This is a genomic window from Streptomyces sp. NBC_00271, assembly GCF_036178845.1.
Classification (GTDB): domain Bacteria; phylum Actinomycetota; class Actinomycetes; order Streptomycetales; family Streptomycetaceae; genus Streptomyces.
Window position 1 is genome coordinate 7,998,520 of sequence record NZ_CP108070.1, and the last position, 25,719, is coordinate 8,024,238.

The following is a 25,719-nucleotide window of genomic DNA, read 5'->3' on the forward strand; positions in this document are numbered from 1 at the left end:
TTCGTCGACCCGCTTCCCGGCGGTCACTCTCCGCTCTCCCGCGGCAGCCCGCGTATCCTCGCTCCACCTGGACGGGGGTCGGGCGGACGGTGCGGTGTACGCCGAACGGGTGCCGTGCAAGGCGCCGTGTCACTCTAGGGATGGCATGGGCCCCTCACGAATGTGAGCGGACTCTCAGCCCGCGGCTTTGTGTGACCTCTACAAGCCAGATGCCCTCTGAGCAGTCAGATCGCCTGCATCCCGTCGCGGTTCTGTTCAGGGGTACCAGGAAAACGGGCCGGAGACTGTACGGAGTCGACGGCCCGGTTTTCTTGTTCGACTTCGTATGGTCGCTACATGACCGTTTTGGATGAGGCCGCACCCTCAGGCGAACCCACGGACGCACGCGGGCGCGTGGCCGAACTGCACGCGATTCGTGCGGCGGCGCTGCGAGGACCCAGCGAGAAGGCGACCGAGGCGCAGCACGCCAAGGGCAAGCTGACCGCCCGGGAGCGCATCGCCCTGCTGCTGGACGAAGGCAGCTTCCAGGAGGTCGAGCAGTTGCGCCGGCACCGGGCGACCGGGTTCGGTCTGGAGGCCAGGAAGCCGTACACCGACGGTGTCGTCACCGGCTGGGGCACGGTGGAGGGCCGTACGGTCTTCGTCTACGCGCACGACTTCCGTATCTTCGGCGGTGCGCTGGGCGAGGCGCACGCCACGAAGATCCACAAGATCATGGACATGGCCATCGCGGCCGGCGCGCCGCTGGTCTCCCTCAACGACGGTGCGGGCGCCCGCATCCAGGAGGGCGTGAGTGCGCTCGCCGGCTACGGCGGCATCTTCCAGCGCAACACGAAGGCGTCGGGCGTCATCCCGCAGATCTCGGTGATGCTCGGCCCGTGCGCGGGCGGCGCCGCCTACAGTCCCGCGCTGACGGACTTCGTGTTCATGGTCCGCGAGACCTCGCAGATGTTCATCACCGGCCCCGACGTCGTCAAGGCGGTCACCGGCGAGGAGATCACCCAGAACGGGCTCGGCGGCGCCGACGTCCACGCGGAGACCTCCGGTGTCTGTCACTTCGCGTACGACGACGAGGAGACCTGCATCGCGGAGGTGCGCTACCTCCTGTCGATGCTCCCGCAGAACAACCGCGAGAACCCGCCGCACGCGACCTCGCAGGACCCCGCGGACCGCCGCTCGGACGTCCTCCTGGACCTGGTCCCGGCGGACGGCAACCGGCCGTACGACATGACGAAGGTCATCGAGGAGATCGTCGACGACGGCGACTGCCTGGAGGTCCACGAGCGCTGGGCCCGCAACATCATCTGCGCGCTGGCCCGCCTTGACGGCCAGGTGGTGGGCATCGTCGCCAACCAGCCGCAGTCCCTCGCGGGCGTGCTGGACATCGAGGCCTCCGAAAAAGCTGCGCGCTTTGTCCAGATGTGTGACGCTTTTAATATTCCGATCGTCACCCTCCTGGATGTTCCCGGATTCCTGCCCGGGGTCGACCAGGAGCACGGCGGGATCATCCGGCACGGCGCCAAACTGCTGTACGCGTACTGCAACGCGACGGTGCCGCGGATCTCGCTCATCCTGCGCAAGGCGTACGGAGGTGCCTACATCGTCATGGACAGCCAGTCCATCGGGGCCGACCTCACCTACGCCTGGCCCACCAACGAGATTGCCGTGATGGGTGCGGAAGGTGCGGCCAACGTCATCTTCCGTCGGCAGATCGCCGAGGCCGCCGACCCCGAGGCCATGCGCGTACGCATGGTCAAGGAGTACAAGGCCGAACTCATGCACCCCTACTACGCGGCCGAGCGGGGCCTGGTCGACGACGTCATCGACCCGGCGGAGACCCGCGAGGTGCTGATCCGCTCCCTGGCCATGCTGCAGTCCAAGCACGCGGACCTGCCCTCCCGCAAGCACGGCAACCCCCCGCAGTAACCCTGCGGATCCTTCGCGGTACCGCCGCGGAAACCTCTCTCACGGAGACTGAAACCTATGGACACCCCTGACATCCGCGTCGAGAAGGGCCACGCCGAGCCCGAGGAAGTCGCCGCCATCACGGCCATCCTCCTGGCCCGCGCCGCCGCCCAGCCGGACACCACCCCCACCCACCGTGGCCGTGCGAAGGCCGGCTGGCGCCGCCTGGAGCGCGAGCCCGGCTTCCGCGCCCCGCACAGCTGGCACGGCTAGCCTCCGGCGCCTCAGCAAAGGGGAAGGGCCCGCTCTGTGAAGAGCGGGCCCTTCCCCTTTGTCCGTGTCCCGGGGCTGTCTTTGTCCCAGGGCAGAAGTAGGGGGCAGAAGTAGGGGCCCTCTCCACCGAGTGGAGAGGGCCCCTACTTGTTGCTTCGCCGCGCGGAAGCGCTACCGCAGACGTGCCATCAGGGCGTGCTCGACCAGCGTGATCAGCGCCGACTTCGCGTCGGCGCGGTGCCGGGCGTCCGTCGTGATGATCGGCGTGTCGGGGCCGATCTGAAGGGCTTCACGGACCTCGTCCGGGTTGTAGGGCTGGTTGCCGTCGAAGCCGTTGAGGGCGATGACGAACGGCAGGCCGCTGTTCTCGAAGTAGTCGACCGCGGGGAAGCAGTCGGCGAGACGGCGGGTGTCGACCAGGACGATCGCGCCGATGGCGCCGCGGACCAGGTCGTCCCACATGAACCAGAAGCGGTCCTGACCGGGGGTGCCGAACAGGTACAGGATCAGGTCCTGGTCCAGGGTGATGCGGCCGAAGTCCATGGCGACGGTGGTCGTCGTCTTGTCTCCGGTGTGCGTGAGGTCGTCGATGCCCGCGGACGCGGACGTCATGACGGCCTCGGTACGCAGCGGGTTGATCTCCGAGACGGCCCCGACGAACGTGGTCTTGCCCACGCCGAAGCCGCCCGCCACCACGATCTTCGCGGACGTGGTGGAGCGGGAAGGCCCTCCGCTAGAGCTTGCGAAGTCCACTGAGCACCCTTTCGAGCAAAGTCACGTCTGGCTGGCCGCCGGCGTTCTCGTCGCCGCCGGGCTGATGGATGGCGACCAGGCCCGCCTCCGCCAAGTCGGCGACGAGAATCCTGGCCACACCGAGAGGGATCGTCAGCAGCGCCGAGATTTCGGCCACCGACTTGATCTCCCGGCAGAGGTTGCAGATCCGCTGATGTTCGGGCAACTGGCCCTGCATCTGGTGCGGTTGTGCGGTGGTGTGCACCAGTGCCTCGATGGCGAGCTGGTAGCGGGGCCTGGTGCGGCCGCCCGTCATCGCGTACGGGCGCACCAGAGGGTTGTTCGACGATCCCGCGGGCGCCGCCTCGGGGGTGCGTCGCTGAGGCTGCACAGGCTGGATGCGCGGCGCCGGCGGCTGGTCGTACGGCGAGGGGCCGGGGCCCTGCGGTGCGTACGGCTGCTGGCGCCGGTGGCTGGGCGCGGAGGGGAAGTTGAATCGGTTCGGGTTCTGTGAACCGTCACCCTGGCCCTGCCCCTGGCCGGGGCCGTACGACCAGTTGCCCGAAGACGAACCGCCTGGGGGTGTTGCCACTTTCTCCTCCTCCGACTGTGCCGGGCACCCATCACTGTGGGACCGCGTCCCGAAACCTTACGGCCCCGGGACGCCAAAACGCACGGTCTGTCTGTTAGTTGAGAAGGCTCCCTTGGAGCTCCGCTCGAAGATCCGGGGTCAGAACCGTACCGGCACGGTCCACCAGAAGGGCCATCTCGTACCCGATGAGACCGATGTCCGCTTCGGGATGTGCAAGGACCGCGAGCGAGGAACCATCAGAAATGGACATGAGGAAGAGGAATCCTCGCTCCATCTCCACAACTGTCTGGTTCACGCTGCCGCCCTCGAAGATGCGGGACGCGCCCGCGGTCAACGAGGTCAGCCCGGACGCGACGGCCGCGAGCTGGTCGGCGCGGTCACGGGGAAAGCCTTCGGACATCGCCAGAAGGAGTCCGTCGGCGGAGACCACCACCGTGTGGGACACCCCGGGGGTGTTGTCCACGAAGTTGGTGATCAACCAGTTGAGGTTCTGCGCCGCCTGGCTCATCGGGCTCACACTAACGCTCCTGGTTGTAGGTGCTGTCAGGACCGAAGCCCTGGCCGTTCGTGTCACTACCTGCATTGCGTCCCTGCTGGACGCCGCGGCGCAGGTTGCTCAGCCTGCCCCGGATGTCCTCGGGAGCGCGGGAGACCTGAGGGCCGCCCTGTGGGGTCGTTTCCGCGGTTCCCTCGACCAGATTGGCCTTGGGCACCCGCCGGGGAAGACCGGACGAGGTGACCCCGCCCGCCTTGGGCTTCTTGAGCTGCTCGGCGCGCTGCCAGCGGTTGTCGTTGGACGTACGCCAGTCGCCGTCGCCATTGCTCGCGGTGGCCGCGGGCGGTGCCTGAACCCCCTGGGTGCCCTGGTCCACGGGCCGCTGGCCGTTGGTGCCGCTCGCGGTGGATCCGCGGCGCGGCAGCCCGGCGTCGGTCAGCTCATGGGGGGCGGAGGAGGTCGGTCCCGGACGGCTGAAGCCTACGCGGTCCTGCTCACTCACGTCAGCGGCCTGCGAAGATTCCGCTTCGGGAGCGTACCCGGACGGGTAACCGTTCCGGTACGACTCCTGCTGCGGCCAGTCGTCCTGGTAGGACGGCTCGTCGAAGGCCGAGAAGGTGTCCGAAGCGGAACTCCGGGCTCCCGTGTGCTCCTCCTGGACCGGCTCCGCATACGCGGGTTCCGGGTAGCCGCCGTTCGACGGGAAGTACGTCTCGTCGTACGTCCCCTGCTGCGGTTCCTCGTACCCCGTCTGCTGGTCGTACGAGGCCTGCTGCTCCTCGTAGGCACCCTGGCCGTTGTCGTACCCGGGCTGCCCGTTGCCGAAGGAGGCCTGAGCGTCGTCGTACGCGGGCTGGGGGGCCTCGAAGTCCTCCTGGTACCTCGGCGGCTCGATGGCCTCCGGCTGGCCCTGTGCCTGGGCCTCCAGGGCCGCACGGCGCTCCTCACGCATCAGCGAGCGCCCGACGGGGTCCAGCTCCCGGATGTCGTCGGGGACCTCCGTGTAGCGGCTGTCGTCGAAGCCGAGTTCGGCGGCGGTGCGCATCGGCTGGGCCTGGGACTGGAAGGCCTGCTCCGGCTGGAAGCTCTGCGGCTCCGGGATGATCTGCGAGACGGTGAACTCGTCGCGCTGGAGCTGCTGTTCGCCGCCGCCACCACCGTGGGTGATCGCGTCGGGGAGCATGACGAGCGAGGTCGTACCGGCCTGCTCGCCGGAGGGGCGCAGCTGGACGCGGATGCCGTGCCGGTCGGACAGCCGGCCGACCACGAACAGGCCCATGCGCTGCGAGATCGCGGCGTCCACGGTCGGCGGGTTGGCCAGCTTGTGGTTGATGTCCGCGAAGTCCTCGGCGGTGAGGCCGATGCCCTTGTCGTGGATCTCGACCATGATGCGGCCGTCGGGCAGCCGGGTCGCGGTGACGCGGACCTTGGTCTGCGGGGAGGAGAACGTGGTGGCGTTCTCCAGGAGCTCGGCGAGCAGGTGCACGAGGTCGGTCACGGCGCGGCCGTGGATCTCGGCCTCCGGGACGCCGGAGAGCTCGATGCGCTCGTACTGCTCCACCTCGGAGGAGGCGGCGCGCAGGACGTCCACGAGGGGCACCGGCTGGTCCCAGCGGCGGCCCGGCTCCTCACCGGCGAGGACGAGGAGGTTCTCGCCGTTGCGGCGCATACGGGTCGCGAGGTGGTCCAGGCGGAAGAGGTTCTCCAGCTGGTCCGGGTCGGCCTCGTTGTTCTCCAGGTCGGTGATGAGGGTCAGCTGGCCCTCGATCAGGGACTGGTTGCGGCGCGACAGGTTGGTGAAGATCGCGTTGATGTTGCCCCGCAGGAGGGCCTGCTCGGCGGCGAGCCGGACGGCCTCGCGGTGGACCTGGTCGAAGGCGCGGGCGACTTCGCCGATCTCGTCCGTGGTGGTGATCGGGATGGGCGTGACACGGGTGTCGACGCGGCCCGGGTCGGTGCGCGAGAGCTGGTCGACCAGCATCGGCAGACGCTGCTCGGCGACCCCGAAGGCCGCGTTGCGCAGCTGGCGCATCGCGCGGCTCATCTGGCGGGCCATGAGTCCGGCCAGGATGAAGGCGGCGAGCAGGGCGATCACGACGATGGCGCCGTTGATGTAGGCCCGGCGCTGGGCGTCGGAGGCGATGCTTCCGGCGTCGTTGACGGCCCGGTCGATGAGTTCCTTCTCGACCTGGCTGTAGCCCTGGAACTTGAGGGTGGCGGCGGCCATCCACGTCTCAGAAGTGATGCCCTGAGCGGCGAGCTGGGTGGGCGTGGCGCCGCTTGCGATCGCCTGGATCATCCCATTCATGTCGGGCGGCGCCACGAAGGTCCCGCCCTCGGCCTCGGTCTTGCTCTTGGCCGCAGCCAGCTGGCTCTTGCCCTCGGCGGTCTTCTCCGCCATGACCTGCTTGAGCCGGGCTTCGTCCTGCTCGGTGCCGCCGGAGACGTACTCCTGGAGAGCGATGTTCTCCAGGTACGCGTACGAGGTGAAGGAGGTGACCTGCAGCGCGTGGTTCTTCGTGTCGGTGCTGGGCTTGACGATCAGGTGGGTGCCGATCGAGCGCTGCAGCGACTCGGCGCCCTTGGCGAGCGCGATGGCGTACACCGAACGGCCGTAGCTCGTGATGTTGCCCGTGCCGAGGCCGAGTTCGTTCGAGAACTCCATCAGCAGGTGCTCGACGGTGACGTAGCCCTCTTCGGTCTGCACCGGGTCCATGGACTTGGTGAAGGCGAGTTTGCGGATCTGGTCCAGCTGGGGCTCGGCCTTCACCACCAGGCTCAGCCGGCGCTCAAGACCCTGCTTGGCCGGCATGCCGACGACTTCCTTGTGGAAGGCGTCGGCCATCTGGTCGGTGGTCGCGCGGACCTGCTTGACCGCGGCGTTGTTCCGGTCGTTCTTGAGCAGTGGCTTGGCGGACACGTCGCGCTCGTTGAGCAGAGCCTCGGCGTAGTCGCTGGCGGCCGCCACGATCTTGGCGACCTTTTCGGCGTCGCGAGCCTCCTGCCAGGTGTCGATCGAGTTCTTCACCTGGAAGCCGCCCATGATGAGGCCGACGATCACAGGTATGAGCAGGATCGCGTTCAGCCTGGTGGGTACGCGCCAGTTACGGGGGGACATACGACCGCCGCTCGGCGGGGGCGCCGGCGTGGGCTCCGGGACGGGCACCTGCGCGGGCGCCGCGCCGCGCGGCGGCGGGGTGAAGTTGCCCCGTGCCAACGGCTCGGGACCGTTCTTGCTTCGCCTCACTCGACCAACAACCTCTCGGCGTCGGCACCTACGTTGTGCCGCGGTGTCTCCAGCGCCCTTGACTACTGGGCAGTTCAGCGCATTCCAGCACGTCAGGCGGCGCCCTTCCAAACACTCGGAACCGCTTGTTCCGGGTGACGTATCCCCTAGATAAAACGGTCATAAAGAGCGAGCCCCGTCAAAAGACGGGGCTTTTGTGAGCGCAGCGACACCGAATGACCGCGATGCGTGTCGGTGTCCACCGAATTCCATGTCGAAACGTTATGAACACTGTGGCCGACCGTGTCAAACGACACAGCCGGCTCCAATGTCCCTACGACAACTGTCGTATGAAGCTGTCGACTTGAGTGCTAGCGCAGACGTGCCATGAGTGCGTGCTCGACCAGCGTGATGAGCGCGCTCTTCGCGTCCGCACGGTGCCGGGCGTCCGTCGTGATGATCGGGGCGTCCGGTCCGATCTGGAGCGCCTCGCGCACCTCTTCGGGGTTGTAGGGCTGATGTCCGTCGAAGCCGTTGAGGGCGATGACGAACGGCAGGCCGCTGTTCTCGAAGTAGTCGACCGCGGGGAAGCAGTCGGCGAGACGGCGGGTGTCGACCAGGACGACGGCACCGATGGCGCCGCGGACCAGGTCGTCCCACATGAACCAGAAGCGGTCCTGACCCGGCGTACCGAAGAGGTACAGGATCAGGTCCTGGTCCAGGGTGATGCGGCCGAAGTCCATGGCGACGGTGGTCGTCGTCTTGTCTCCGGTGTGGGTGAGGTCGTCGATGCCGGCCGACGCGGACGTCATGACGGCCTCGGTGCGCAGCGGGTTGATCTCCGAGACGGCGCCGACGAACGTGGTCTTGCCCACGCCGAATCCGCCCGCCACCACGATCTTCGCGGAGGTGGTCGTACGACCTCCGTCAGAGCTTGCGAAGTCCACTGAGCACCCTTTCGAGCAAAGTCACGTCCGGCGCGCCGCCGTTGTTCTCATCGCCGCCAGGCTGGTGAATGGCGACGAGTCCGGCCTCCGCGAGGTCCGCGACGAGGATCCTGGCCACACCGAGCGGCATGGACAGGAGGGCCGACACCTCGGCCACCGACTTGACCTCACGGCAAAGGTGGCAGATCCGCTGGTGCTCGGGGAGCAGCCCCATCAACTGCGCGGGGTCGGCCGTAGTGCTGATCAGTGCCTCGATGGCGAGTTGGTACCGCGGCCGGGTCCGGCCGCCGGTCATCGCGTACGGACGTACCAGCGGCTGGTCGCCCTCGTCCCCGTACGGCTGTGCGTACGGATCATGAGAGGCGGTGGGCGGGGTCATGAATCCTCCGGGCGGGACAGCAAGTCGGTCATTCGTGCCGTCTGTTGGGGCCGGTGGGGGGATTGTGGCGGCCGGACGGTGATTTCGTGCAGTCTCTAGAACCAGGGCCCTTTAGTGGAGCAGACTTCCCTGGAGTTCAGCGCGCAGGTCCGGCGTGAGTACGGCACCCGCCCGATCGACGAGCAGCGCCATCTCGTAGCCGACAAGGCCGATGTCGCACTCCGGGTGGGAGAGGACCGCCAAGGACGAGCCGTCCGAGACGGACATGAGGAAGAGGAAGCCGCGCTCCATTTCGACGACCGTCTGGGCCACCGTGCCGCCCTCGAAAATCCGGGAGGCCCCGGCGGTCAACGAGGTCAGACCGGAGGCGACGGCCGCAAGCTGGTCGGCGCGGTCGCGTGGGAATCCTTCGGACATGGCCAGAAGGAGCCCGTCGGCTGACACGACGACGGTGTGGGACACCCCGGGGGTGTTGTCCACAAAGTTGGTGATCAACCAGTTCAGGTTCTGTGCCGCCTGGCTCATCGGGCTCAACTAACGCTCCTGCTGGTGAGTGGGGCTGGGGAAGCTGCCGGTCTGGCCGGTACCGGCCTGTCGACCCTGCTGAATGCCCCTACGGAGATTGGTCAGCCGGCCGCGTACGTCATCAGGCGCACGGGAGACCTGCGGACCAGTTTGGTGCTGTTGCTGCTGTGCCGTACCCGCGACGAGGTTGGCTCGCGGGACGCGGCGCGGCAGGCCTGAGGTGGTGACCCCGCCCGCCGACGGTTGACGGACGCGTTCTGCCTGCCGGACGAGGTCGTCGTTCGGCGAGGTGCGCCAGTTGGCGGAAGCCGGTGCGGCGGCCGGCCGTTGCGGTGGTGCTGTGGGGGTCTGTGGCGGCTGCTGCTGCGAGGGCTGCGAGCCGTTGGTGTGGACGCCGTTGTTCTGGGCGCCGTTGTGAGCTCCGTTGGGGGAGCCGTTCTGGGAGCCGTTCGCCTGACCGTGGAACCAGTTGGTCTCCAGCGTGTCGTACAGCGGCGTACGTCCGTCACCGGGTCCCGTCGCCGGCGGCAGCGCCTCGGGCTCCTGCGGACGCGTGGGCCGCTGCTGCGGGGGCGCCGGGCGCTCGAACTGGCCGGTGGACGAGGGGTCCTGGCGGTTGCCGTAGCCGGGCGTCGCGAACTGGCCGGTCGACGAGGGGTCCTGGCCGTTGCCGTAACCCGGCCGAGCGAACTGGCCGGTGGACGACGGGTCCTGGGAGGCGCCGTAGCCGGGCGTGGCGAACTGGCCCGTGGACGAGGGGTCCGAGGAGGCGCCGTAGCCCGGGGTGGCGAACTGGCCCGTGGTGGACGGGTTCGGGGCGGCCGGAGCCGTGCCCGAGGAGCCGTACACGTCGGGGCGGACGAACTGACCGTTGTTCTGCCCGTTGTTCTGCGGCGCGTTCATGCCGGGGCGCGGGGCGTCGAAGTCGGGACGGGGGAACCCCGAGGTGGCCGCGGGACCCTGGCGGTCGTCGATCCGCGGCATCTCCGAGGTCGCGGCCGGGTCCTGCCGGTCGTCGATCCGGGGCATGCGCGAAGTGGAGTCGGGTTCCTCGTGACCGCGCGGGGTGTCGAGGGACGCGCGCGGCACCGGCGGCTGCGCGTTGTCGTCGCTCCAGCTCGGCCGGGACTGCTGCGGGCTGCCACCGGGCAGCTCGGCACGCGGACCACCACGTCCGGGCAGCTGCGGCCTGCGGCGGCCGCCGCCCTTGTTGCCCGCGGGCTGCTGCGGAGGAGCGGCCGCGGGGCCGCTGTTGTCACCGAAGTCGAAGCCCTGGGAGGCACCGGTTCCGGCAGCCTGCAGGCCCTGCGGGCTCTGCCCGAAGGCGCCCGCACCGGCCGGGGCCGGCCTGCCCTGGTTGCCGGGACCCTGCGGTCCACGCGCCCCACCCGGGGCACCCGGGCGACCGCCCTGGTTGCTGCCGGGGAGCGCGGCCCGCGGACCCTGACCGGCGCCGACCTGTCCGCGCTGCGGCTGGGCACCGAGGAGACCGCCACCGGCGGCGGGGGCACCCGCCCCGAGGGACGGACCGCCGCCCTGGCCGCCGCGGCGGGCCGCCGCGACACCGGCCGAGGCCTGTGCGGCGACCGGACCACCGGAACCACCGGGACCCGGCTTGCCCGGCGCCTTCTTGCCGCCCTGGGCGACGTCGACGGGGAGCATGACGAGCGCGGTGGTGCCACCGGAGTCGGACGGACGCAGCTGGATGCGGATGCCGTGCCGCTGCGACAGACGACCGACCACGAACAGACCCATGCGGCGGGAGACGGAGACGTCCACGGTGGGCGGCGAGGCGAGCCGCTCGTTGATCGCGGCCAGGTCCTCGGGGGAGAGGCCGATACCGGTGTCGTGGATCTCGATCAGCACGCGGCCGTCGGGCAGCGCGTGACCGGTGACCTTGACCTTGGTCTGCGGGGAGGAGAACGAGGTGGCGTTCTCGAGGAGCTCGGCGAGCAGGTGCACGAGGTCGTTGACGACTCGGCCGGCGACCTGCGTCGTCGGGACCGAGGCCAGCTCGATGCGCTCGTACTGCTCCACCTCGGAGGCGGCGGCGCGGAGCACGTCGACCAGCGGGACCGGGCGGGTCCAGCGGCGGCCGGGCTCTTCACCGGCGAGAACGAGGAGGTTCTCACCGTTACGGCGCATGCGGGTCGCGAGGTGGTCGAGCTTGAAGAGGGAGGACAGCTGGTCCGGGTCGGCCTCGCGGGACTCCAGCTCGGAGATGAGCGAGAGCTGACGCTGGATGAGGCCCTGGGAGCGGCGCGAGAGGTTGGTGAACATCGCGTTGACGTTGCCTCGCAGGAGGGCCTGCTCGGCGGCCAGTCGTACGGCCTCGCGGTGCACGTCGTCGAAGGCCGCGGCCACCTGGCCGATCTCGTCCCGGGAGTGCACACCGACGGACTCGACGGAGGTGTCGACGTCCTGCGGGTCGGACTCGGAGAGCTGCTTGACCAGCTCGGGCAGACGGTCCTGGGCGACCTTGGTCGCGGTGTCCTGGAGCCGGCGCAGCGAGCGGATCATGGAGCGGGCCACGACGAAGGCGCCGACCAGCGAGACGCCGAGGACCAGCAGGATCAGCGCACCGGAGATGATCGCTTCCTGCTGGGAGGCGTTCTTCAGCTCACGGGCCTTCTGCTCCATCTGGTTGAGCAGCGTCAGCTCGATCTTCGACATCTGCTCGATCTTGGCCGTGTCGTCGTCGACCCAGTCCTTGTACGAGCGCTTGTCCTGGGTGTTCAGACCGCCCGTCGAGCCGAGTACGCGGTTGGAGTACGCGTCGGCGGCCTGGATCGTCGGGTTGCCCTGGTCGATCGGCTTGGTGAGGTCTTCCGCTCCGGAGCCGTAGATGCTCGCGAAGCTGGTGCGCTCGGAGGCCTCACTGTCCTGCGCGGAGTTCGCGTACAGCCGGTCGTTCTCGGAGAGCTGGCCGAAGGTGGTGTTGCTCGCGGGCAGCGCGGCGGCGATGACGGCGCGCTGGACGGAGGCGTACTCCTTGGCGGAGGAGAAGGCCGACAGGGCGCGGGTGCGCGAGATCATCTCCGGGTTGCTGGTCGCCTCGGCCATGTCCTGGGAGAGGCCGATCAGCTGAGTGATGAGGCGGTGGTACCCGTCGACCGTCTGCGAGGAGTTCTTGGCGTCGCTGTAAGCGCCGTTGCGGATGGTGCTCAGCTTGTTCAGCTCGCCCGCGATGGCCACGAGGCTGTCACGGACACCGGTGAGCTGCCCGTTCGCGCTGGCGGTGTCGATCTCCTGCGTGCCCTGGATGAACTGCTGCTTGGCGACGTCCGTCGCGTCGCGGACGCCCTTGACCGTGATGTCGTTGGGCTTCGCGCCGTGCGCGAGCGGGCCGGCCGACTGGTCGCGCTCCTTCTGGAGCGCGGCGGCGAGCTCGGTCGCCTGCTGGGTCATGTCGGTCAGCAGCTTCATGTTGTCGAGCTGCTGGATGTCGTCCATCGACTGGTTGATGCGCAGGGCACCCAGGGTGGTCGCGGCGACCACCGGGAGCGCGAGCAGCGACACCAGACGCGTGGAGATGCGCCAGTTGCGCAGAGCTATTCGGGAGCCGGGGCCGGGGGGACCCTTCGGCTTCGCGGGTGGTTGATCGGGAGCCGTCGCGCCGGGGCGCGCGGAGCGCTCACCGCCGCCGAGTTCTGATTGTCCCGGGCTCTGGGCGTGCTGGGGCGAGGAACCGCGGTCGGTCCCGCCGTGCGGCTCCGGCTCCGCCGAAGCGCTGCCATCCCTCTTGAAACGTCCCTGCACTAGCGTCGCAACCTCTGGACCAGGCGCCCCTCCGCGGAAACGGCGGGACGGTGTCGGCGTCGTTCAGGGGCGCAGATACGCCCCCAGGTGTGGTCGTGAGTGACCGGCGCTGCTCCCCCTTCCCGCCGCCACCCGGCGCTGAGTCGCGCCCCCTGTGCGCCGGTTGGATCCCGCGGCGGTCCGTGGAATTCCAGCACAGTGCAGGATCTCCAACAAGGCCCGTGTACCAGGCTGTGACCACCGTGACACCTTGTGAGGGATGCGTTACGAGACGTAGAAAGTGATCTCGTACATAAGGGGCGTATGCCTACGAGCCATGGGTGCGCGAGGGGTGTCCCAGTCGCGATGATCAGGAGCGGAATGTTCGGTTCAGTAGAGCAATGTCCGTTTCGTCGCGGCGAGTTGGCGGCCTGAATTGACCGGTTTGCCTGCTGGTAAGTGAGCAAACTCACATGGCGATCATGAGGTCTTCACGGCTCCGACCGGGAATTGCATGTTTAGCCTGACGCTTTACAGGGATGGCAAATCCGACAACCCGTGCCGACCAGGCGGTCCTTGACCTCCCGCGGCGCCCACCACGACGAGGTCTGGATCAACAGTGAAGACGACGATGATGTTCCGCAACATAGCCAACCCGCGACGCACCACGCTGGCGCACCTCGAGGACGCCGACGCGCTGCAGACGCCGGAGCAGCCGGAGCACTCGGTCGACCTCCCCACCCAGACCGCCAACCCCCGCCGCACCATCCTGATGGAAGCCCCGGTCACGGCCGCCGTCGCCGAGTAGTACGCACGCGGAGCGCCGCCGACTCACCGCGGCGGGGGTCGGCCGCCGCGCATGGCCGAGGGCCGCGCGACGCAGGCGGCTGAGGGGCCGCCCGGCGTCGACGGCCGGCGGACGGCACGCATGGTCGACGGTCGCCCCGCACACCTGGTCGGCGGCCGACCGCCACCTACGACCGATGGCCGGCGGGGCATGTGGATGACGGCCCCCCGGCGCTGGTGGCCGACGGCGGCCCCACACGGCGGACAGCCAACCGCCACACACGACGGACAGCCGCCCGGCGCACACGGCTTGCGGCCCACCGGCGGATATACGCGAGGCTCGCCCTCCTCCCCGCGTTAGCCTGGAGCGTCAGACTCCAGCCAGCTCAGTGAGGGGCGCAAGGATCCCGTGCGCATCGCCAGGTTCTCCATCGACGGCAACGTCGCTTTCGGCGCGGTCGAGGGCGACAAGCCGGACGAGCTCGTCCTCGACATCATCAAGGGCATTCCGTTCGCGGACTTCGAGCTCTCCGGTACGAAGGTCCCGCTGAGCAAGGTGCGGCTGCTGCCGCCGGTGCTCCCCAACAAGGTCGTGGCCTTCGGCCGCAACTACGCGGAGCACGCGAAGGAACTCGGCAACGAGGTGCCCGACGCCCCCTTCGCCTTCTTCAAACCGTCGACCTCGGTGATCGGCCCCGGCGACGAGATCCAGTACCCCTCCTTCTCCAGCGAGCTGCACCACGAGGCCGAGCTCGCCGTGGTCATCGGCCGCATGTGCCGCGAGGTCCCGCGCGAGCGCGTCAAGGACGTCATCCTCGGTTACACCTGCGCCAACGACGTCACCGCGCGTGACGTCCAGAAGCGCGAGAAGCAGTGGGCCCGGGCCAAGGGCTTCGACAACTCCTGCCCGCTCGGCCCCTGGGTGGAGACGGACCTCGACCTCGCCGCGATCGCCGAGGGCATCACGATCCAGTGCACGGTGAACGGCGCCCAGCGCCAGCTCGGCCGCACCAGCGAGATGATCCACTCCGTCGAGGACCTGATCGTCAACATCACCGAGGCCATGACGCTGCTCCCCGGCGACGTGATCCTCACCGGCACCCCGGCTGGGGTCGGCCCCCTGAACGTCGGCGACGAGGTCGCCGTCACCATCGAAGGCATCGGCACTCTCACCAACAAGGTGATCAAGCGTGGCTAACGCGAACGTCCGCGTACGTTTCTGTCCGTCCCCGACCGGCAACCCCCACGTGGGCCTGGTCCGCACCGCCCTGTTCAACTGGGCGTTCGCCCGGCACAACGAAGGCACCCTGGTCTTCCGCATCGAGGACACCGACGCGGCCCGCGACTCCGAGGAGTCGTACGACCAGCTGCTCGACTCGATGCGCTGGCTGGGCTTCGACTGGGACGAGGGCCCCGAGATCGGCGGCCCGCACGCGCCGTACCGCCAGTCGCAGCGCATGGACATCTACAAGGATGTCGCCCAGAAGCTGCTGGACGCCGGCCACGCGTACCACTGCTACTGCTCCACCGAGGAGCTGGACGCCCGCCGCGAGGCCGCCCGCGCCGCCGGCAAGCCCTCCGGCTACGACGGCCACTGCCGCGACCTCACCGACGAGCAGAAGGCCGCCTACGTGGCCGAGGGCCGCACGCCCATCGTCCGCTTCCGGATGCCCGACGAGGCGATCACCTTCACGGACCTGGTCCGCGGCGAGATCACCTACCTCCCGGAGAACGTTCCGGACTACGGCATCGTCCGGGCGAACGGCGCACCGCTCTACACGCTGGTCAACCCGGTCGACGACGCCCTGATGGAGATCACCCACGTCCTGCGCGGTGAGGACCTGCTCTCCTCCACCCCGCGGCAGATCGCCCTCTACAAGGCGCTGATCGAGCTGGGCGTGGCCAAGGAGACCCCCGCCTTCGGCCACCTGCCGTACGTCATGGGCGAGGGCAACAAGAAGCTCTCCAAGCGCGACCCGGAGTCCTCGCTCAACCTCTACAGGGAGCGCGGTTTCCTCCCCGAGGGCCTGCTGAACTACCTCTCCCTGCTCGGCTGGTCGCTCGCGGCGGACCGCGACATCTTCTCCATCGACGAGATGGTCGCCGCGTTCGACGTCACGGACGTGAACCCGAACCCGGCCCGCTTCGACCTGAAGAAGTGCGAGGCGATCAACGCCGACCACATCCGCCTGCTCGACGTGAAGGACTTCACCGAGCGCTGCGCCCCCTGGCTGCGGGCCCCGTTCGCCCCCTGGGCGCCGGAGGACTTCGACGAGGCGAAGTGGCAGGCGATCGCCCCGCACGCCCAGTCGCGGATGAAGGTCCTCTCCGAGATCACGGACAACGTCGACTTCCTGTTCCTGCCGGAGCCGGCCGTCGACGAGGCCTCCTGGACGAAGGCCATGAAGGAGGGCAGCGACGCCCTGCTCCGCACGGCCCGCGAGAAGCTGGACGCCGCCGACTGGTCCTCCCCGGAGTCCCTCAAGGAGGCCGTCCTGGCCGCCGGTGAGGAGCACGGCCTCAAGCTCGGCAAGGCCCAGGCACCGGTCCGCGTCGCCGTCACCGGCCGCACGGTGGGCCTGCCGCTCTTCGAGTCCCTGCAGATCCTGGGCAAGGAGAAGACCCTGGCCCGCGTCGACGCCGCACTGGAGCGGCTCGCCGCGTAAGCACACGGTGTACACAAAGGGGGGCGGTATCCGGTTCGGACGCCGCCCCCCTGCTGTGCGCCGACCCGTCACCCGGAGTTCACCATTCCTGTCAACTGCCGCTCTGGCAGGGCAGTTGTATGACCCCCGTGCTCATGATGCGTCTGCGCACCATGTTTCAGGGGAGGGGAACGTGACCCGTTCACGAAGACTTGCCGCAGTGGCCCTCAGCGGGGCCGTGGCTCTGTCGTGCGCCGTGCTCACCGCGCCCGCGCACGCCGCGCCGAGCGTCGACACACCCGTGGCCACCGTCCCGCTGAGCAGCTCGCTGCCGACCGAGATCGACTACACCTGGGCGGGATCCTCCGGGTTCCGCTACCGGCTGCCCGAAAACTCGGGAACGCTCCAGTGGGCCGACTACCCGGGTGTCACACCGCCCGCACACGCGGGCCCGGACGACCTGACCACCGGCACCGACGTCATCACCAGCGTCTCCGGCGCCACCGTGACCCAGCAGCACCGCTCCACCGGCGTGACCGCCACGGTCACCGTCCCGTCCGGCCAGACGTACCGGGCCGCCTCCGGCTGGAGCGTGCTCACCCAGGACGCCGCGGGCGCCCCGCACGTGCTGCGCGCCGCCGCCGACGGCACCACCACCGATCTTCCGGTGACCGGGCTCCCCGACGGCGCCCAGCTCACCGGCACCTTCGTCACCGGCGGCTCGGTGCGCCGCCTCGCCGTCGTCTACACCCACGACGGCGCCACCGACGTGGGGCTCGTGGACCTCGCGGACGGGACCTTCCGTACGTACCTCACCGGCGTCGGCAACTCGCCCCGGATCGTCTTCAACGACCGCTGGGTGGTCAACGGCACCAAGGCGATCCGCGTGGACTCCGCCCCCGGCACCGCCCCCAGCACCATCACGGCGTCCTTCCTGGGCGAGGCGCAGGCCGTGGTCGGCGACCAACTCCTCACCGGCAACGCGATGTTCCTGCCCGGCGGCGCCACCCCCGAACTCACGGCCGTCTCACTCACCGACAACACGGCCCGCACACTGCTCGCCAACTCCAAGGGCTCCTTCCTGGCCACCCCGGACGGCGGCGCCCTCGCCACCGCCGGACCGTCGAGCGTCGACTGGCACGTGTACCGGGTCACCCCCGCCGCGGACGGCTCCGCCACCACCGAGAAGGCGCTCGACCTGCCCGCCTGGCAGGCCTCGCTGGACGGCATGACGCTCGCCGGGGGCGAGTTGCTGATGTACGGCAACACGACGCACACCGGCGGCATCTACGGCTTCTACGGCATCCCGCTGGACACCGACGGCAAGCCCACCGGCCTGCAGTCCCGTCGCGGCCCGCTGCTCCAGGGCTCGACCTGCCCCGGCGGCGACGCCGCGTGCCCGCAGCTCGAAGCACTGGGCGACGGCCGGGTGGCCTACCTGTGGACCGACGCCCAGGGCGAGGAGCACGTCCTGGCCGTCGGGCTCGACGCGACGACCATCGCCAACGAGCCCACCGGCGACGCGGGCGGCCGCATCGGCACCGGCACCGGGCGCTACGTCCTCTACAACGGCGGCACCCCCGGCAGCCAGCGGGTCGCCGACTTCCCGCGCGGCGCCACCGCCGGCGCGACCGCGCTCGACCGCACCCGCACCGCCGCCGCGGTCTGGGGCCAGCGCCTGTGGACCCCCGGCAGCACCCAGGGCACCGTCGTGGCGTACGACCTCAAGGCCAAGAGGAACGTCGCCACCGTCGACACCGGCGCCCCCTGCACGCCCAGCGAGATCCAGGCCGTCAACGCCTGGCTGTACTGGAGCTGCGGCTCGGCCGGCCCCGCGGGCGTCTACGACCGTGCCACGAACCGCGCCATCACCGTTCCGTCCGGGCAGGCCCGCCTCGCCGACGGCTATCTCGTCCGCGAGAACCGCACCACGCACGAGCTGCTGCTCACCGACTTCCACACCGGCACGGCGACCACCCGGACCGTGGCCGTGCTGCCCACCGCGGACCAGAACACCGGCGGCAGCACCGGCCGCTGGGCGGTCGACCGGTTCGGCGGCAACGTCGCCTACCTCACCGACAGGCGTCAGGTGGCGATCGTCACGGCGGGCGTGCCGACCTCGGCGCTCGCCCAGATGGAGGCACAGACCGACCCGCAGCCGGGCGGCCCCACCACCGCGAACCCCTGGCGGCCCGTGTGGCAGCTGAACAAGCCCTCGACCTGGCGGCTGACCCTGAGCAACGCCTCCGGCACCGTCGTGCGCACCCTCACCGGCGCCTCCACCGCCGCCGCGGTCCGCCCCGCCTGGGACGCCCGTACGGACTCCGGCACCTTCGTTCCTTCCGGCACCTACACCTGGAAGCTGACCGCCGAGCCGCGCGACGGCCAGGGGCCGGCCCTGGCCCTCACCGGTACGACCACGGCCGGCTGAGGGACAGCCGCCCGCGCCCGGGGATACGGTCGGTGCATGAGCATCGACGCGGTGGTCTGGGACATCGACGACACGATCTTCGACTACACGGCCGCGGACCGGGCGGGCATGCGGAACCATCTGGCGGCCGAGGGCCTGCTCGGCGGCGCGTCCGTCGAGCAGGACCTCGCGCGCTGGCGCGAGGTCACCGACGTGCAGTGGGCGCGGTTCTCGGCGGGTGAGACGGACTGGCAGGGCCAGCGCAGGGAACGCGTCCGGGTGTTCCTGGGGGAGCCGCTGAGCGACACCGAGGCCGACGCCTGGTTCGACCGTTACATCACACACTACGAATCCGCCTGGAGCCTTTTCCCGGACGTCCTGCCCGTCCTGGACAGCCTCGTCGCCAGCCACCGGCACGCGGTCCTGTCCAACTCCAGCCTCCTCGTGCAGGACCGCAAGCTGCGGGTCCTCGGTGTGCACGACCGCTTCGAGGCGATCCTGTGCGCCGCCGAACTCGGCGTCTCCAAGCCCGCCGCGGCCGCCTTCCACGCGGCCTGCGAAGCCCTGGAACTGCCGCCGCATCGGGTCGCCTACGTCGGTGACCACCCGGAGATCGACGGACGGGGCGCCGCCGAGGCCGGCCTGCTCTCCGTCTGGATCGACCGGGACGGCACTCACACCGCCGTAGGCGGTCCGCCGACGGGTCCGCACCGGATCGCCTCGCTGGCCGAACTCCCCGCGATCCTCGGCGCCGATACCCGTTTTGGAGCGTCGTCCACCTTCAGGTAATGTTCTTCCTGCGCCGCCGAGAGCGGGCCGAAAGGCCGGAACTCGGAGGCGCTAGCTAAAACAAGATCCCGCGAGGGATTGAGTTTCAGTGGCCTATGGTGTAATTGGCAGCACGACGGTTTCTGGTTCCGTTAGTCTAGGTTCGAGTCCTGGTAGGCCAGCTCGCAGAGCTCATCTGCACATGCGGAGATCAATTCCGCAACGCCCCCGTTGTGTAGCGGCCTAGCACGCTGCCCTCTCACGGCAGTAGCGCCGGTTCGAATCCGGTCGGGGGTACAGATCCTTCCCAGGGAGGCAGTCCGGGTCGCACCCGCTGCCTCTCATGCAGGATCGCTAGGGCCCCCGTTGTGTAGCGGCCTAGCACGCTGCCCTCTCACGGCAGTAGCGCCGGTTCGAATCCGGTCGGGGGTACTGGTCTAAACCATTTAATGGTCTAAACCACCATGGGCTATGGTGTAATTGGCAACACTCCGGTTTCTGGTACCGTCATTCTAGGTTCGAGTCCTGGTAGCCCAGCTCGGATCTGCGGAAACGCAAGATCCAAGGCCCCCGTTGTGTAGCGGCCTAGCACGCCGCCCTCTCAAGGCGGTAGCGCCGGTTCGAATCCGGTCGGGGGTACAGAGTCCTACGGGCCTCCACTTCGGTGGGGGCCCGTAGGCGTTTCCCGGTCGGCCCCGCGGCCGACGCGCCCGGCCCGTACGACCGCTCACTCGATGCCGTACCGCCGCGCCGACTCCTGCTCCTGCGCCAGCCGGTGCAGCGCCCGCAGTACCGGCTCGAAGAGCACGGCCGAGGCGACCGCGGTCTCCACCCGCTCCGCGTCGGACGTGTGCGTCTCCAGGTAGTCCAGGTCCCGCATCGCCACCTGGTGCATCAACTCCGCGTACGGCGCGAGGAGTTCGGCGTCCCAGGAATAGCCGAGCCGGATCAGCGTGGCCACCGCCGCCACCAGCGAACGGTGCACGGGGGAGAGGGGCGCGAGCTCCCGTGCGGTCTCCCAGCCCAGGTTCGCCAGCAGTTGGTCCACCTCGCGGCGCGCGGACCGGACGGCCGGGTCCTGATCGTCCGGTTCGGGCTCCTGCGGCAGCGCCCACAGAGCCGCGCCCAGCCGGATCGTCCGGCCCAGGGACTCGTCGTCGACGTGCCCGAGAATCTCCCGGGCCGTGGCCACCGGCACCCGGCCCACCTGGATCAGCGCCCGGACGAGCCGCAGTCGGCGCAGATGGCTCTCGTCGTAGTCCGCCGTCGTCGTGTTGACCTGGCGCCCGGGAGTCAACAGCCCTTCCCGCAGGTAGTACTTGATCGTTGCGGTGGACACCCCGCTCCGCTCGCTCAACTCCGACAGTCGCATCTCTTGCGCCCTTCGTTGGGTGGCGCAACTATCCAAGCATGGCGCCATCGGATAGCACCGCTCGCCAACGGAGCGGACGTGACGGACGGTATGGGGGTCCAAGGAGGGGGCGGCGGGCGGCGGACCGGTGCGCTCTGCGGGTTGTGTGCGGATGGTCGCGCAGTTCCTCGCGCCTCTGGCGGGGAGAGGAGGGGAGGGGAGGGGAGGTGTTCGGGGGATGAGCCTGCCGCGGCGTTGAGGCCGGCTCGTCCCCCGGTGTCGTGCTGGACCGGTGTCGTACTGGAGGTGTCGCTCAGCCCGTGCGGCGGAGGGCCTCGGAGAGGCGGGCGGCGGCGTCGATGACCGCCTGGGCGTGCATACGGCCAGGGTGTCGGGTCAGGCGCTCGATCGGACCGGAGACCGAGACGGCGGCGACCACGCGGTTCGAAGGTCCGCGCACCGGCGCGGAGACCGACGCGACGCCCGGCTCGCGCTCGCCGATCGACTGGGCCCAGCCCCGGCGCCGTACGCCCGAGAGCGCCGTGGCGGTGAAGCGGGCTCCCTGGAGACCGCGGTGCAGACGCTCCGGCTCCTCCCAGGCCATCAGGATCTGCGCCGAGGAACCGGCCTTCATCGTGAGCGTCGAGCCGACCGGGACCGTGTCCCGAAGGCCGGACAGGCGCTCGGCCGCGGCGACGCAGATGCGCATGTCGCCCTGGCGGCGGTAGAGCTGGGCGCTCTCGCCCGTGACGTCGCGCAGGTGCGTGAGCACCGGGCCGGCCGTCGCGAGGAGTCGGTCCTCGCCCGCGGCCGCGGCCAGCTCGGCGAGGCGGGGGCCGAGAATGAACCGGCCCTGCATGTCACGCGCCACCATGCGGTGGTGTTCAAGTGCCACGGCGAGGCGATGTGCCGTGGGTCGTGCCAGTCCGGTCGCCGCGACCAGTCCCGCGAGGGTGGCCGGACCGGACTCCAGAGCGCTCAGGACAAGGGCTGCCTTGTCCAGAACGCCGACGCCGCTACTGTTGTCCATGCAACGATACTCGCGTCTCACTCTGTGAAACGCAAGTTCAATTTTCGGTGGAACGCGCCACCCTTGTAGACACAGCGGCCCGCGGACCAACGGGCCCGGTGGAGGGCGTCCGGACGAGGGGTACGGACGCCGCCGCCCCGGAAATCTCTAGTTGGGCCGGCGCCACACAGGCCGGCCGGAGGGAAAGCGATGGGTAGGACACTCGCGGAGAAGGTCTGGGACGACCATGTCGTCCGGCGCGCCGAGGGCGAGCCCGACCTCCTCTTCATCGATCTGCACCTGCTGCACGAGGTGACCAGCCCGCAGGCCTTCGACGGCCTCCGCCAGGCGGGGCGTCCCGTGCGCCGTCTCGACCTCACCATCGCCACCGAGGATCACAACACCCCGACCCTCGACATCGACAAGCCCATCGCGGACCCGGTCTCCCGGGCCCAGCTGGAGACCCTGCGCAAGAACTGCGCCGAGTTCGGTGTACGACTGCACTCGCTGGGTGACGTCGAGCAGGGCGTCGTTCACGTGGTGGGACCGCAGCTGGGTCTGACCCAGCCCGGCACCACCGTGGTCTGTGGCGACTCCCACACCTCCACGCACGGCGCCTTCGGCGCGCTGGCGTTCGGCATCGGCACCTCGCAGGTCGAGCACGTGCTGGCCACCCAGACGCTGCCGCTGGCCCGCCCCAAGACCATGGCCATCACGGTCGACGGCGAGCTGCCCGACGGCGTCACCGCCAAGGACCTGATCCTGGCGATCATCGCCAAGATCGGCACGGGCGGCGGCCAGGGCTACATCCTGGAATACCGCGGCTCCGCCATCGAGAAGCTCTCGATGGAAGCCCGGATGACCATCTGCAACATGTCGATCGAGGCCGGCGCCCGCGCGGGCATGATCGCCCCCGACGAGACCACCTTCGCGTACCTCAAGGGCCGTGCGCACGCCCCCGAGGGCGAGGAGTGGGACGCGGCGGTCGCGTACTGGAAGACCCTGAAGACGGACGAGGACGCGGTCTTCGACGCCGAGGTGGTCATCGACGGCCCGTCGCTGGCGCCGTTCGTCACCTGGGGCACCAACCCCGGCCAGGGAGCGCCGCTTTCGGCGTCCGTCCCCGACCCGGCTTCGTACGAAGACGCTTCGGAGCGCATGGCCGCCGAAAAGGCCCTGGAGTACATGGGGTTGACCGCCGGACAGCCGCTGCGTGACATCAAGGTCGACACCGTCTTCGTAGGTTCCTGCACCAACGGCCGCATCGAGGACCTGCGCGCAGCCGCCGCGATCGTCGGGGGCCGCAAAGTCGCCGACGGCGTACGGATGCTGGTGGTCCCCGGTTCCGCGCGGGTCGGTCTGCAGGCCGTCTCCGAGGGCCTGGACGTGGTCTTCAAGGAGGCCGGCGCCGAATGGCGGCACGCGGGCTGCTCGATGTGTCTGGGCATGAACCCCGACCAGCTGGCCCCCGGTGAGCGCTCCGCGTCCACCTCGAACCGCAACTTCGAGGGCAGGCAGGGCAAGGGCGGCCGTACGCACCTGGTGTCGCCGCAGGTCGCCGCCGCCACCGCCGTACTCGGCCACCTGGCCTCCCCGGCCGATCTCGCCGACTCGTCTGCCGCCCGCACGCCCGCTGGAGTCTGAGAAGTCATGGAAGCATTCATCACGCACACCGGCCGGGCCGTTCCGCTGCGCCGCAGCAACGTCGACACCGACCAGATCATCCCTGCCCACTGGCTCAAGAAGGTGACCAGGGACGGTTTCGAGGACGGGCTGTTCGAGGCCTGGCGCAAGGACTCGTCCTTCATCCTCAACCAGCCCGAGCGCAAGGGTGCCACGGTCCTGGTCGCGGGCCCCGACTTCGGCACCGGCTCCTCGCGCGAGCACGCCGTCTGGGCGCTGCAGAACTACGGTTTCAAGGCCGTCATCTCGTCCCGGTTCGCGGACATCTTCCGGGGTAACTCGCTCAAGAACGGCCTGCTCACGGTGGTTCTGGAGCAGAAGATCGTGGACGCGCTGCAGGAGCTGACGGAGAAGGACCCCGAGGCCGAGATCACGGTCGACCTGGAGGCCCGCGAAGTGCGCGCCGAGGGCATCACCGCCGCCTTCGAGCTCGACGAGAACGCCCGCTGGCGGCTGCTGAACGGGCTGGACGACATCTCCATCACCCTCCAGAACGAGGGCGACATCGCGGAGTACGAGGCCAAGCGGCCGTCGTACAAGCCGAAGACGCTCCAGGTCTGACGCCCGGGTCGCTTCGCGGCTGAGGCAGGGCTGATTTCAGCCACCGCAACACCCCTCTGTACCCCCAATCGTGGACGGTTGGGGGTACAGCTGTGTCTGCCCCCGGACGCCCCCGAAGCGCCCCTCCGGGAGGCTTCAACTCCCCTAGTTACAAGGGAGATTGCCTGGGTAGGCGCCTCTTGGGGGCGTGGTGCTCCGCGACGCTCAGGACCCTCTCCAAGGGCGGCAGTTACCCCCTGGGCAGGCGACAACTCGCCCCAGATGGCACAATCTGTGCATGGAACACGACGGCCAACTCGAGCTCTATGCGGCAGTCGCGGCCCAACTGAAGGAAGCGCACACAAGAGTGCGCGCACTGCAAGTCCCGGAGGGCGTACGGATGGCGCTGACCCGGAAGCTGCTGGTCATTACGGCCGTGGCCAAGCACGATCTCGCCGACGCGACAAGGCGGCTGGAGCGGTTCACCACCGACCTCGACGAGGGTCGATTCCTCGAAGGGGATCGCTGAGGAACTCCGCGACAGCCCGAGTTCGTTGCGGCACAAGGGTGATTAGCCCGTTTCGTGTTTGATTTGCGGTATATATCTGCCTAACGTGCGAAAAAGCTTGAACGCATTCGTTCGGGCAATGTCTCCGAAGGGGAAGACGTGAACAAGGCGCAGCTCGTAGAAGCGATTGCCGACAAGGTCGGCGGGCGTCAGCAGGCCGCCGACGCGGTCGACGCCGTACTGGACGCGATCGTCCGTGCAGTTGTCGGCGGGGACCGGGTCTCGGTCACCGGCTTCGGTTCCTTCGAGAAGGTCGACCGTCCGGCTCGTTACGCCCGCAACCCGCAGACCGGTGAGCGTGTTCGGGTCAAGAAGACCTCTGTGCCGCGCTTCCGCGCCGGTCAGGGCTTCAAGGACCTGGTGAGCGGCTCGAAGAAGCTCCCGCGTGGTGGCGAGGTCGCGGTCAAGAAGGCGCCCAAGGGCAGCCTGACCGGCGGCGCCGCGGCGACCGTGAAGAAGGCCGCGGCCAAGAAGGCCACCACCGCCAAGAGGGCGACGGCCGCGAAGAAGACCACCGCCGCCGTGAAGAAGACGGCCGCGAAGAAGACCACCACCGCGGCGAAGAAGACCACGGCGACCGCCAAGAAGACGACCGCCAAGAAGACCACGGCGACCGCCAAGAAGACCGCGGCGAAGAAGACCACCGCCAAGAAGGCGACGGCCAAGAAGGCCCCGGCGAAGAAGGCGACCGCCAAGAAGGCCCCCGCCAAGAAGTCGGCGGCTCGCAAGACCACCGCCAAGAAGGCCACCGCCCGCTAGAAGCAGGGGCGCAGGGCAACCCACGCGCCGGGCCGGACTCCCACGGGGAGCCCGGCCCGCGGCGTGTCCGGGACCTGGTGCGAGGGCCTGGTCAGAAGGTCTGGAGCGTCACCAGGGTGATCCGGCGGGCCTCGCCGTCGCCCTCGGTCTCGATGCGCACGCGCTGTCCCGGGCGCAGCAGCCTGAGGCCGCCGGCGTCGAACGCCGCGCCGTCGAAGGGCACCGGCGTGCCGTCGTCGAGCAGCACCTGTCCGCTACGGGTGTCGGGGTCGTACGTGTACGCGGTCGCCTGCATGCCGAAAGCCTATCCAGCGCCGGTGTGCGCCGCCGGTGGGTCCGGCGGACCGGGCTTCGGCGAACGCCGGTTCACGCGGCGAGGGGGCGCGT

Annotated in this window: 22 protein-coding genes and 5 tRNA genes; 16 read left to right on the forward strand and 11 right to left on the reverse strand. The window is 69.5% G+C overall.

Going from position 1 to position 25,719, the window contains the following annotated elements; translation table 11 throughout:
• Positions 1–336: 336 nt before the first annotated feature.
• Together OG798_RS36405 and OG798_RS36410 are read left to right on the forward strand one after the other, a co-directional pair.
• Positions 337–1,926, forward strand: coding sequence for an acyl-CoA carboxylase subunit beta (locus OG798_RS36405; RefSeq protein WP_328758328.1), 1,590 nt, complete (start codon positions 337–339; stop codon positions 1,924–1,926).
• 57 nt (positions 1,927–1,983) lie between these two features.
• Positions 1,984–2,178, forward strand: coding sequence for an acyl-CoA carboxylase subunit epsilon (locus OG798_RS36410; RefSeq protein WP_067370986.1), 195 nt, complete (start codon positions 1,984–1,986; stop codon positions 2,176–2,178).
• Between the two features lie 171 nt (positions 2,179–2,349).
• Here the strand turns inward: OG798_RS36410 and OG798_RS36415 are convergent, their stop codons facing one another.
• The 8 genes from OG798_RS36415 to OG798_RS36450 all read right to left on the reverse strand — a co-directional run bounded on the left by OG798_RS36415 (position 2,350) and on the right by OG798_RS36450 (position 12,834).
• Positions 2,350–2,931 (reverse strand): GTP-binding protein, encoded by a 582-nt coding sequence (locus OG798_RS36415; RefSeq protein ID WP_026248371.1) that lies wholly within the window; start codon positions 2,929–2,931, stop codon positions 2,350–2,352.
• Positions 2,912–3,502, reverse strand: coding sequence for a DUF742 domain-containing protein (locus OG798_RS36420; protein WP_095852426.1), 591 nt, complete (start codon positions 3,500–3,502; stop codon positions 2,912–2,914). The genes OG798_RS36415 and OG798_RS36420 overlap by 20 nt, the downstream gene beginning before the upstream one ends.
• A 94-nt stretch (positions 3,503–3,596) precedes the next feature.
• Positions 3,597–4,010 carry a roadblock/LC7 domain-containing protein gene (locus OG798_RS36425; protein WP_030948713.1) on the reverse strand — a complete coding sequence of 138 codons (414 nt, stop codon included), beginning with the start codon at positions 4,008–4,010 and terminating at the stop codon, positions 3,597–3,599.
• Between the two features lie 10 nt (positions 4,011–4,020).
• Positions 4,021–7,245 carry a sensor histidine kinase gene (locus OG798_RS36430; protein WP_179857051.1) on the reverse strand — a complete coding sequence of 1,075 codons (3,225 nt, stop codon included), beginning with the start codon at positions 7,243–7,245 and terminating at the stop codon, positions 4,021–4,023.
• A 350-nt stretch (positions 7,246–7,595) separates the two neighbouring features.
• Positions 7,596–8,171, reverse strand: coding sequence for a GTP-binding protein (locus OG798_RS36435; protein WP_054235412.1), 576 nt, complete (start codon positions 8,169–8,171; stop codon positions 7,596–7,598).
• Positions 8,152–8,550: a DUF742 domain-containing protein gene (locus OG798_RS36440; protein ID WP_054235411.1), complete on the reverse strand. Its 399-nt coding sequence runs from the start codon at positions 8,548–8,550 to the stop codon at positions 8,152–8,154. Before OG798_RS36440 ends, OG798_RS36435 begins: the two co-directional genes overlap by 20 nt.
• Before the next feature lie 111 nt (positions 8,551–8,661).
• The gene (locus tag OG798_RS36445) at positions 8,662–9,075 is read right to left on the reverse strand and encodes a roadblock/LC7 domain-containing protein (RefSeq protein ID WP_010984127.1); all 414 of its coding nucleotides are present in this window, start codon (positions 9,073–9,075) and stop codon (positions 8,662–8,664) included.
• 9 nt (positions 9,076–9,084) lie between these two features.
• Positions 9,085–12,834, reverse strand: coding sequence for a nitrate- and nitrite sensing domain-containing protein (locus OG798_RS36450; protein ID WP_328758329.1), 3,750 nt, complete (start codon positions 12,832–12,834; stop codon positions 9,085–9,087).
• A gap of 598 nt (positions 12,835–13,432) precedes the next feature.
• Between OG798_RS36450 and OG798_RS36455 the strand changes: the two genes are divergently transcribed.
• The 10 genes from OG798_RS36455 to OG798_RS36500 all read left to right on the forward strand — a co-directional run bounded on the left by OG798_RS36455 (position 13,433) and on the right by OG798_RS36500 (position 20,061).
• On the forward strand, positions 13,433–13,621 hold the full coding sequence (locus OG798_RS36455) for a hypothetical protein (protein ID WP_067370993.1): 189 nt from the start codon (positions 13,433–13,435) through the stop codon (positions 13,619–13,621).
• 387 nt (positions 13,622–14,008) lie between these two features.
• Entirely contained in the window at positions 14,009–14,797 is a 789-nt protein-coding gene (locus OG798_RS36460) for a fumarylacetoacetate hydrolase family protein (RefSeq protein WP_067370995.1), read from the forward strand.
• Positions 14,790–16,265 carry a glutamate--tRNA ligase gene (gene gltX / locus OG798_RS36465; RefSeq protein WP_097224675.1) on the forward strand — a complete coding sequence of 492 codons (1,476 nt, stop codon included), beginning with the start codon at positions 14,790–14,792 and terminating at the stop codon, positions 16,263–16,265. Before OG798_RS36460 ends, gltX begins: the two co-directional genes overlap by 8 nt.
• Positions 16,266–16,437: 172 nt before the next feature.
• Positions 16,438–18,675, forward strand: coding sequence for a FlgD immunoglobulin-like domain containing protein (locus OG798_RS36470; RefSeq protein WP_328758330.1), 2,238 nt, complete (start codon positions 16,438–16,440; stop codon positions 18,673–18,675).
• A gap of 36 nt (positions 18,676–18,711) precedes the next feature.
• Complete coding sequence (locus OG798_RS36475; RefSeq protein WP_183127152.1) at positions 18,712–19,443, forward strand: HAD family hydrolase; 732 nt, start codon at positions 18,712–18,714, stop codon at positions 19,441–19,443.
• Between the two features lie 89 nt (positions 19,444–19,532).
• Positions 19,533–19,604 (forward strand) — tRNA-Gln (locus OG798_RS36480).
• A gap of 42 nt (positions 19,605–19,646) precedes the next feature.
• Positions 19,647–19,719: transfer RNA gene (locus OG798_RS36485), tRNA-Glu, on the forward strand.
• Between the two features lie 62 nt (positions 19,720–19,781).
• Positions 19,782–19,854: transfer RNA gene (locus OG798_RS36490), tRNA-Glu, on the forward strand.
• A gap of 33 nt (positions 19,855–19,887) precedes the next feature.
• Positions 19,888–19,959, forward strand: a tRNA-Gln gene (locus tag OG798_RS36495).
• Positions 19,960–19,988: 29 nt separating this feature from the next.
• Positions 19,989–20,061: transfer RNA gene (locus tag OG798_RS36500), tRNA-Glu, on the forward strand.
• Between the two features lie 88 nt (positions 20,062–20,149).
• Here OG798_RS36500 and OG798_RS36505 read toward each other — a convergent pair.
• Both OG798_RS36505 and ndgR read right to left on the reverse strand, forming a co-directional pair.
• Entirely contained in the window at positions 20,150–20,794 is a 645-nt protein-coding gene (locus tag OG798_RS36505; RefSeq protein WP_095852421.1) for a MerR family transcriptional regulator, read from the reverse strand.
• A 292-nt stretch (positions 20,795–21,086) separates the two neighbouring features.
• Positions 21,087–21,803 carry an IclR family transcriptional regulator NdgR gene (ndgR, locus tag OG798_RS36510; protein ID WP_015036427.1) on the reverse strand — a complete coding sequence of 239 codons (717 nt, stop codon included), beginning with the start codon at positions 21,801–21,803 and terminating at the stop codon, positions 21,087–21,089.
• A 189-nt stretch (positions 21,804–21,992) separates the two neighbouring features.
• Here ndgR and leuC point away from each other — a divergent pair, with 189 nt between their 5' ends.
• The 4 genes from leuC (at position 21,993) to OG798_RS36530 (ending at position 25,332) form a co-directional block, all read left to right on the forward strand.
• The gene (gene leuC, locus OG798_RS36515; protein WP_095852420.1) at positions 21,993–23,426 is read left to right on the forward strand and encodes a 3-isopropylmalate dehydratase large subunit; all 1,434 of its coding nucleotides are present in this window, start codon (positions 21,993–21,995) and stop codon (positions 23,424–23,426) included.
• Between the two features lie 6 nt (positions 23,427–23,432).
• A complete protein-coding gene (gene leuD, locus OG798_RS36520) occupies positions 23,433–24,026 on the forward strand; it encodes a 3-isopropylmalate dehydratase small subunit (protein ID WP_095852419.1) in 594 nt (197 codons plus the stop codon).
• Positions 24,027–24,303: 277 nt separating this feature from the next.
• Positions 24,304–24,534 (forward strand): hypothetical protein, encoded by a 231-nt coding sequence (locus OG798_RS36525; protein ID WP_054235400.1) that lies wholly within the window; start codon positions 24,304–24,306, stop codon positions 24,532–24,534.
• 138 nt (positions 24,535–24,672) lie between these two features.
• Positions 24,673–25,332 carry an HU family DNA-binding protein gene (locus OG798_RS36530; protein ID WP_095852417.1) on the forward strand — a complete coding sequence of 220 codons (660 nt, stop codon included), beginning with the start codon at positions 24,673–24,675 and terminating at the stop codon, positions 25,330–25,332.
• A 91-nt stretch (positions 25,333–25,423) separates the two neighbouring features.
• Here OG798_RS36530 and OG798_RS36535 read toward each other — a convergent pair whose 3' ends face one another.
• Positions 25,424–25,627, reverse strand: a complete 204-nt coding sequence (locus OG798_RS36535) for a hypothetical protein (protein WP_054235398.1) — start codon at positions 25,625–25,627, stop codon at positions 25,424–25,426.
• Between the last annotated feature and the right edge of the window lie 92 nt (positions 25,628–25,719).

Excerpts from the sequence above, each read along its gene's own strand:
- OG798_RS36405 (WP_328758328.1), top strand. The coding sequence starts at position 337 with ATGACCGTTTTGGATGAGGCCGCACCCTCAGGCGAACCCACGGACGCA.
- OG798_RS36410 (WP_067370986.1), top strand. The coding sequence starts at position 1,984 with ATGGACACCCCTGACATCCGCGTCGAGAAGGGCCACGCCGAGCCCGAG.
- OG798_RS36425 (WP_030948713.1), bottom strand. The coding sequence starts at position 4,010 with ATGAGCCAGGCGGCGCAGAACCTCAACTGGTTGATCACCAACTTCGTG.
- OG798_RS36440 (WP_054235411.1), bottom strand. The coding sequence starts at position 8,550 with ATGACCCCGCCCACCGCCTCTCATGATCCGTACGCACAGCCGTACGGG.
- OG798_RS36445 (WP_010984127.1), bottom strand. The coding sequence starts at position 9,075 with ATGAGCCAGGCGGCACAGAACCTGAACTGGTTGATCACCAACTTTGTG.
- OG798_RS36475 (WP_183127152.1), top strand. The coding sequence starts at position 18,712 with ATGAGCATCGACGCGGTGGTCTGGGACATCGACGACACGATCTTCGAC.
- OG798_RS36505 (WP_095852421.1), bottom strand. The coding sequence starts at position 20,794 with ATGCGACTGTCGGAGTTGAGCGAGCGGAGCGGGGTGTCCACCGCAACG.
- ndgR (WP_015036427.1), bottom strand. The coding sequence starts at position 21,803 with ATGGACAACAGTAGCGGCGTCGGCGTTCTGGACAAGGCAGCCCTTGTC.
- leuC (WP_095852420.1), top strand. The coding sequence starts at position 21,993 with ATGGGTAGGACACTCGCGGAGAAGGTCTGGGACGACCATGTCGTCCGG.
- leuD (WP_095852419.1), top strand. The coding sequence starts at position 23,433 with ATGGAAGCATTCATCACGCACACCGGCCGGGCCGTTCCGCTGCGCCGC.
- OG798_RS36525 (WP_054235400.1), top strand. The coding sequence starts at position 24,304 with ATGGAACACGACGGCCAACTCGAGCTCTATGCGGCAGTCGCGGCCCAA.
- OG798_RS36535 (WP_054235398.1), bottom strand. The coding sequence starts at position 25,627 with ATGCAGGCGACCGCGTACACGTACGACCCCGACACCCGTAGCGGACAG.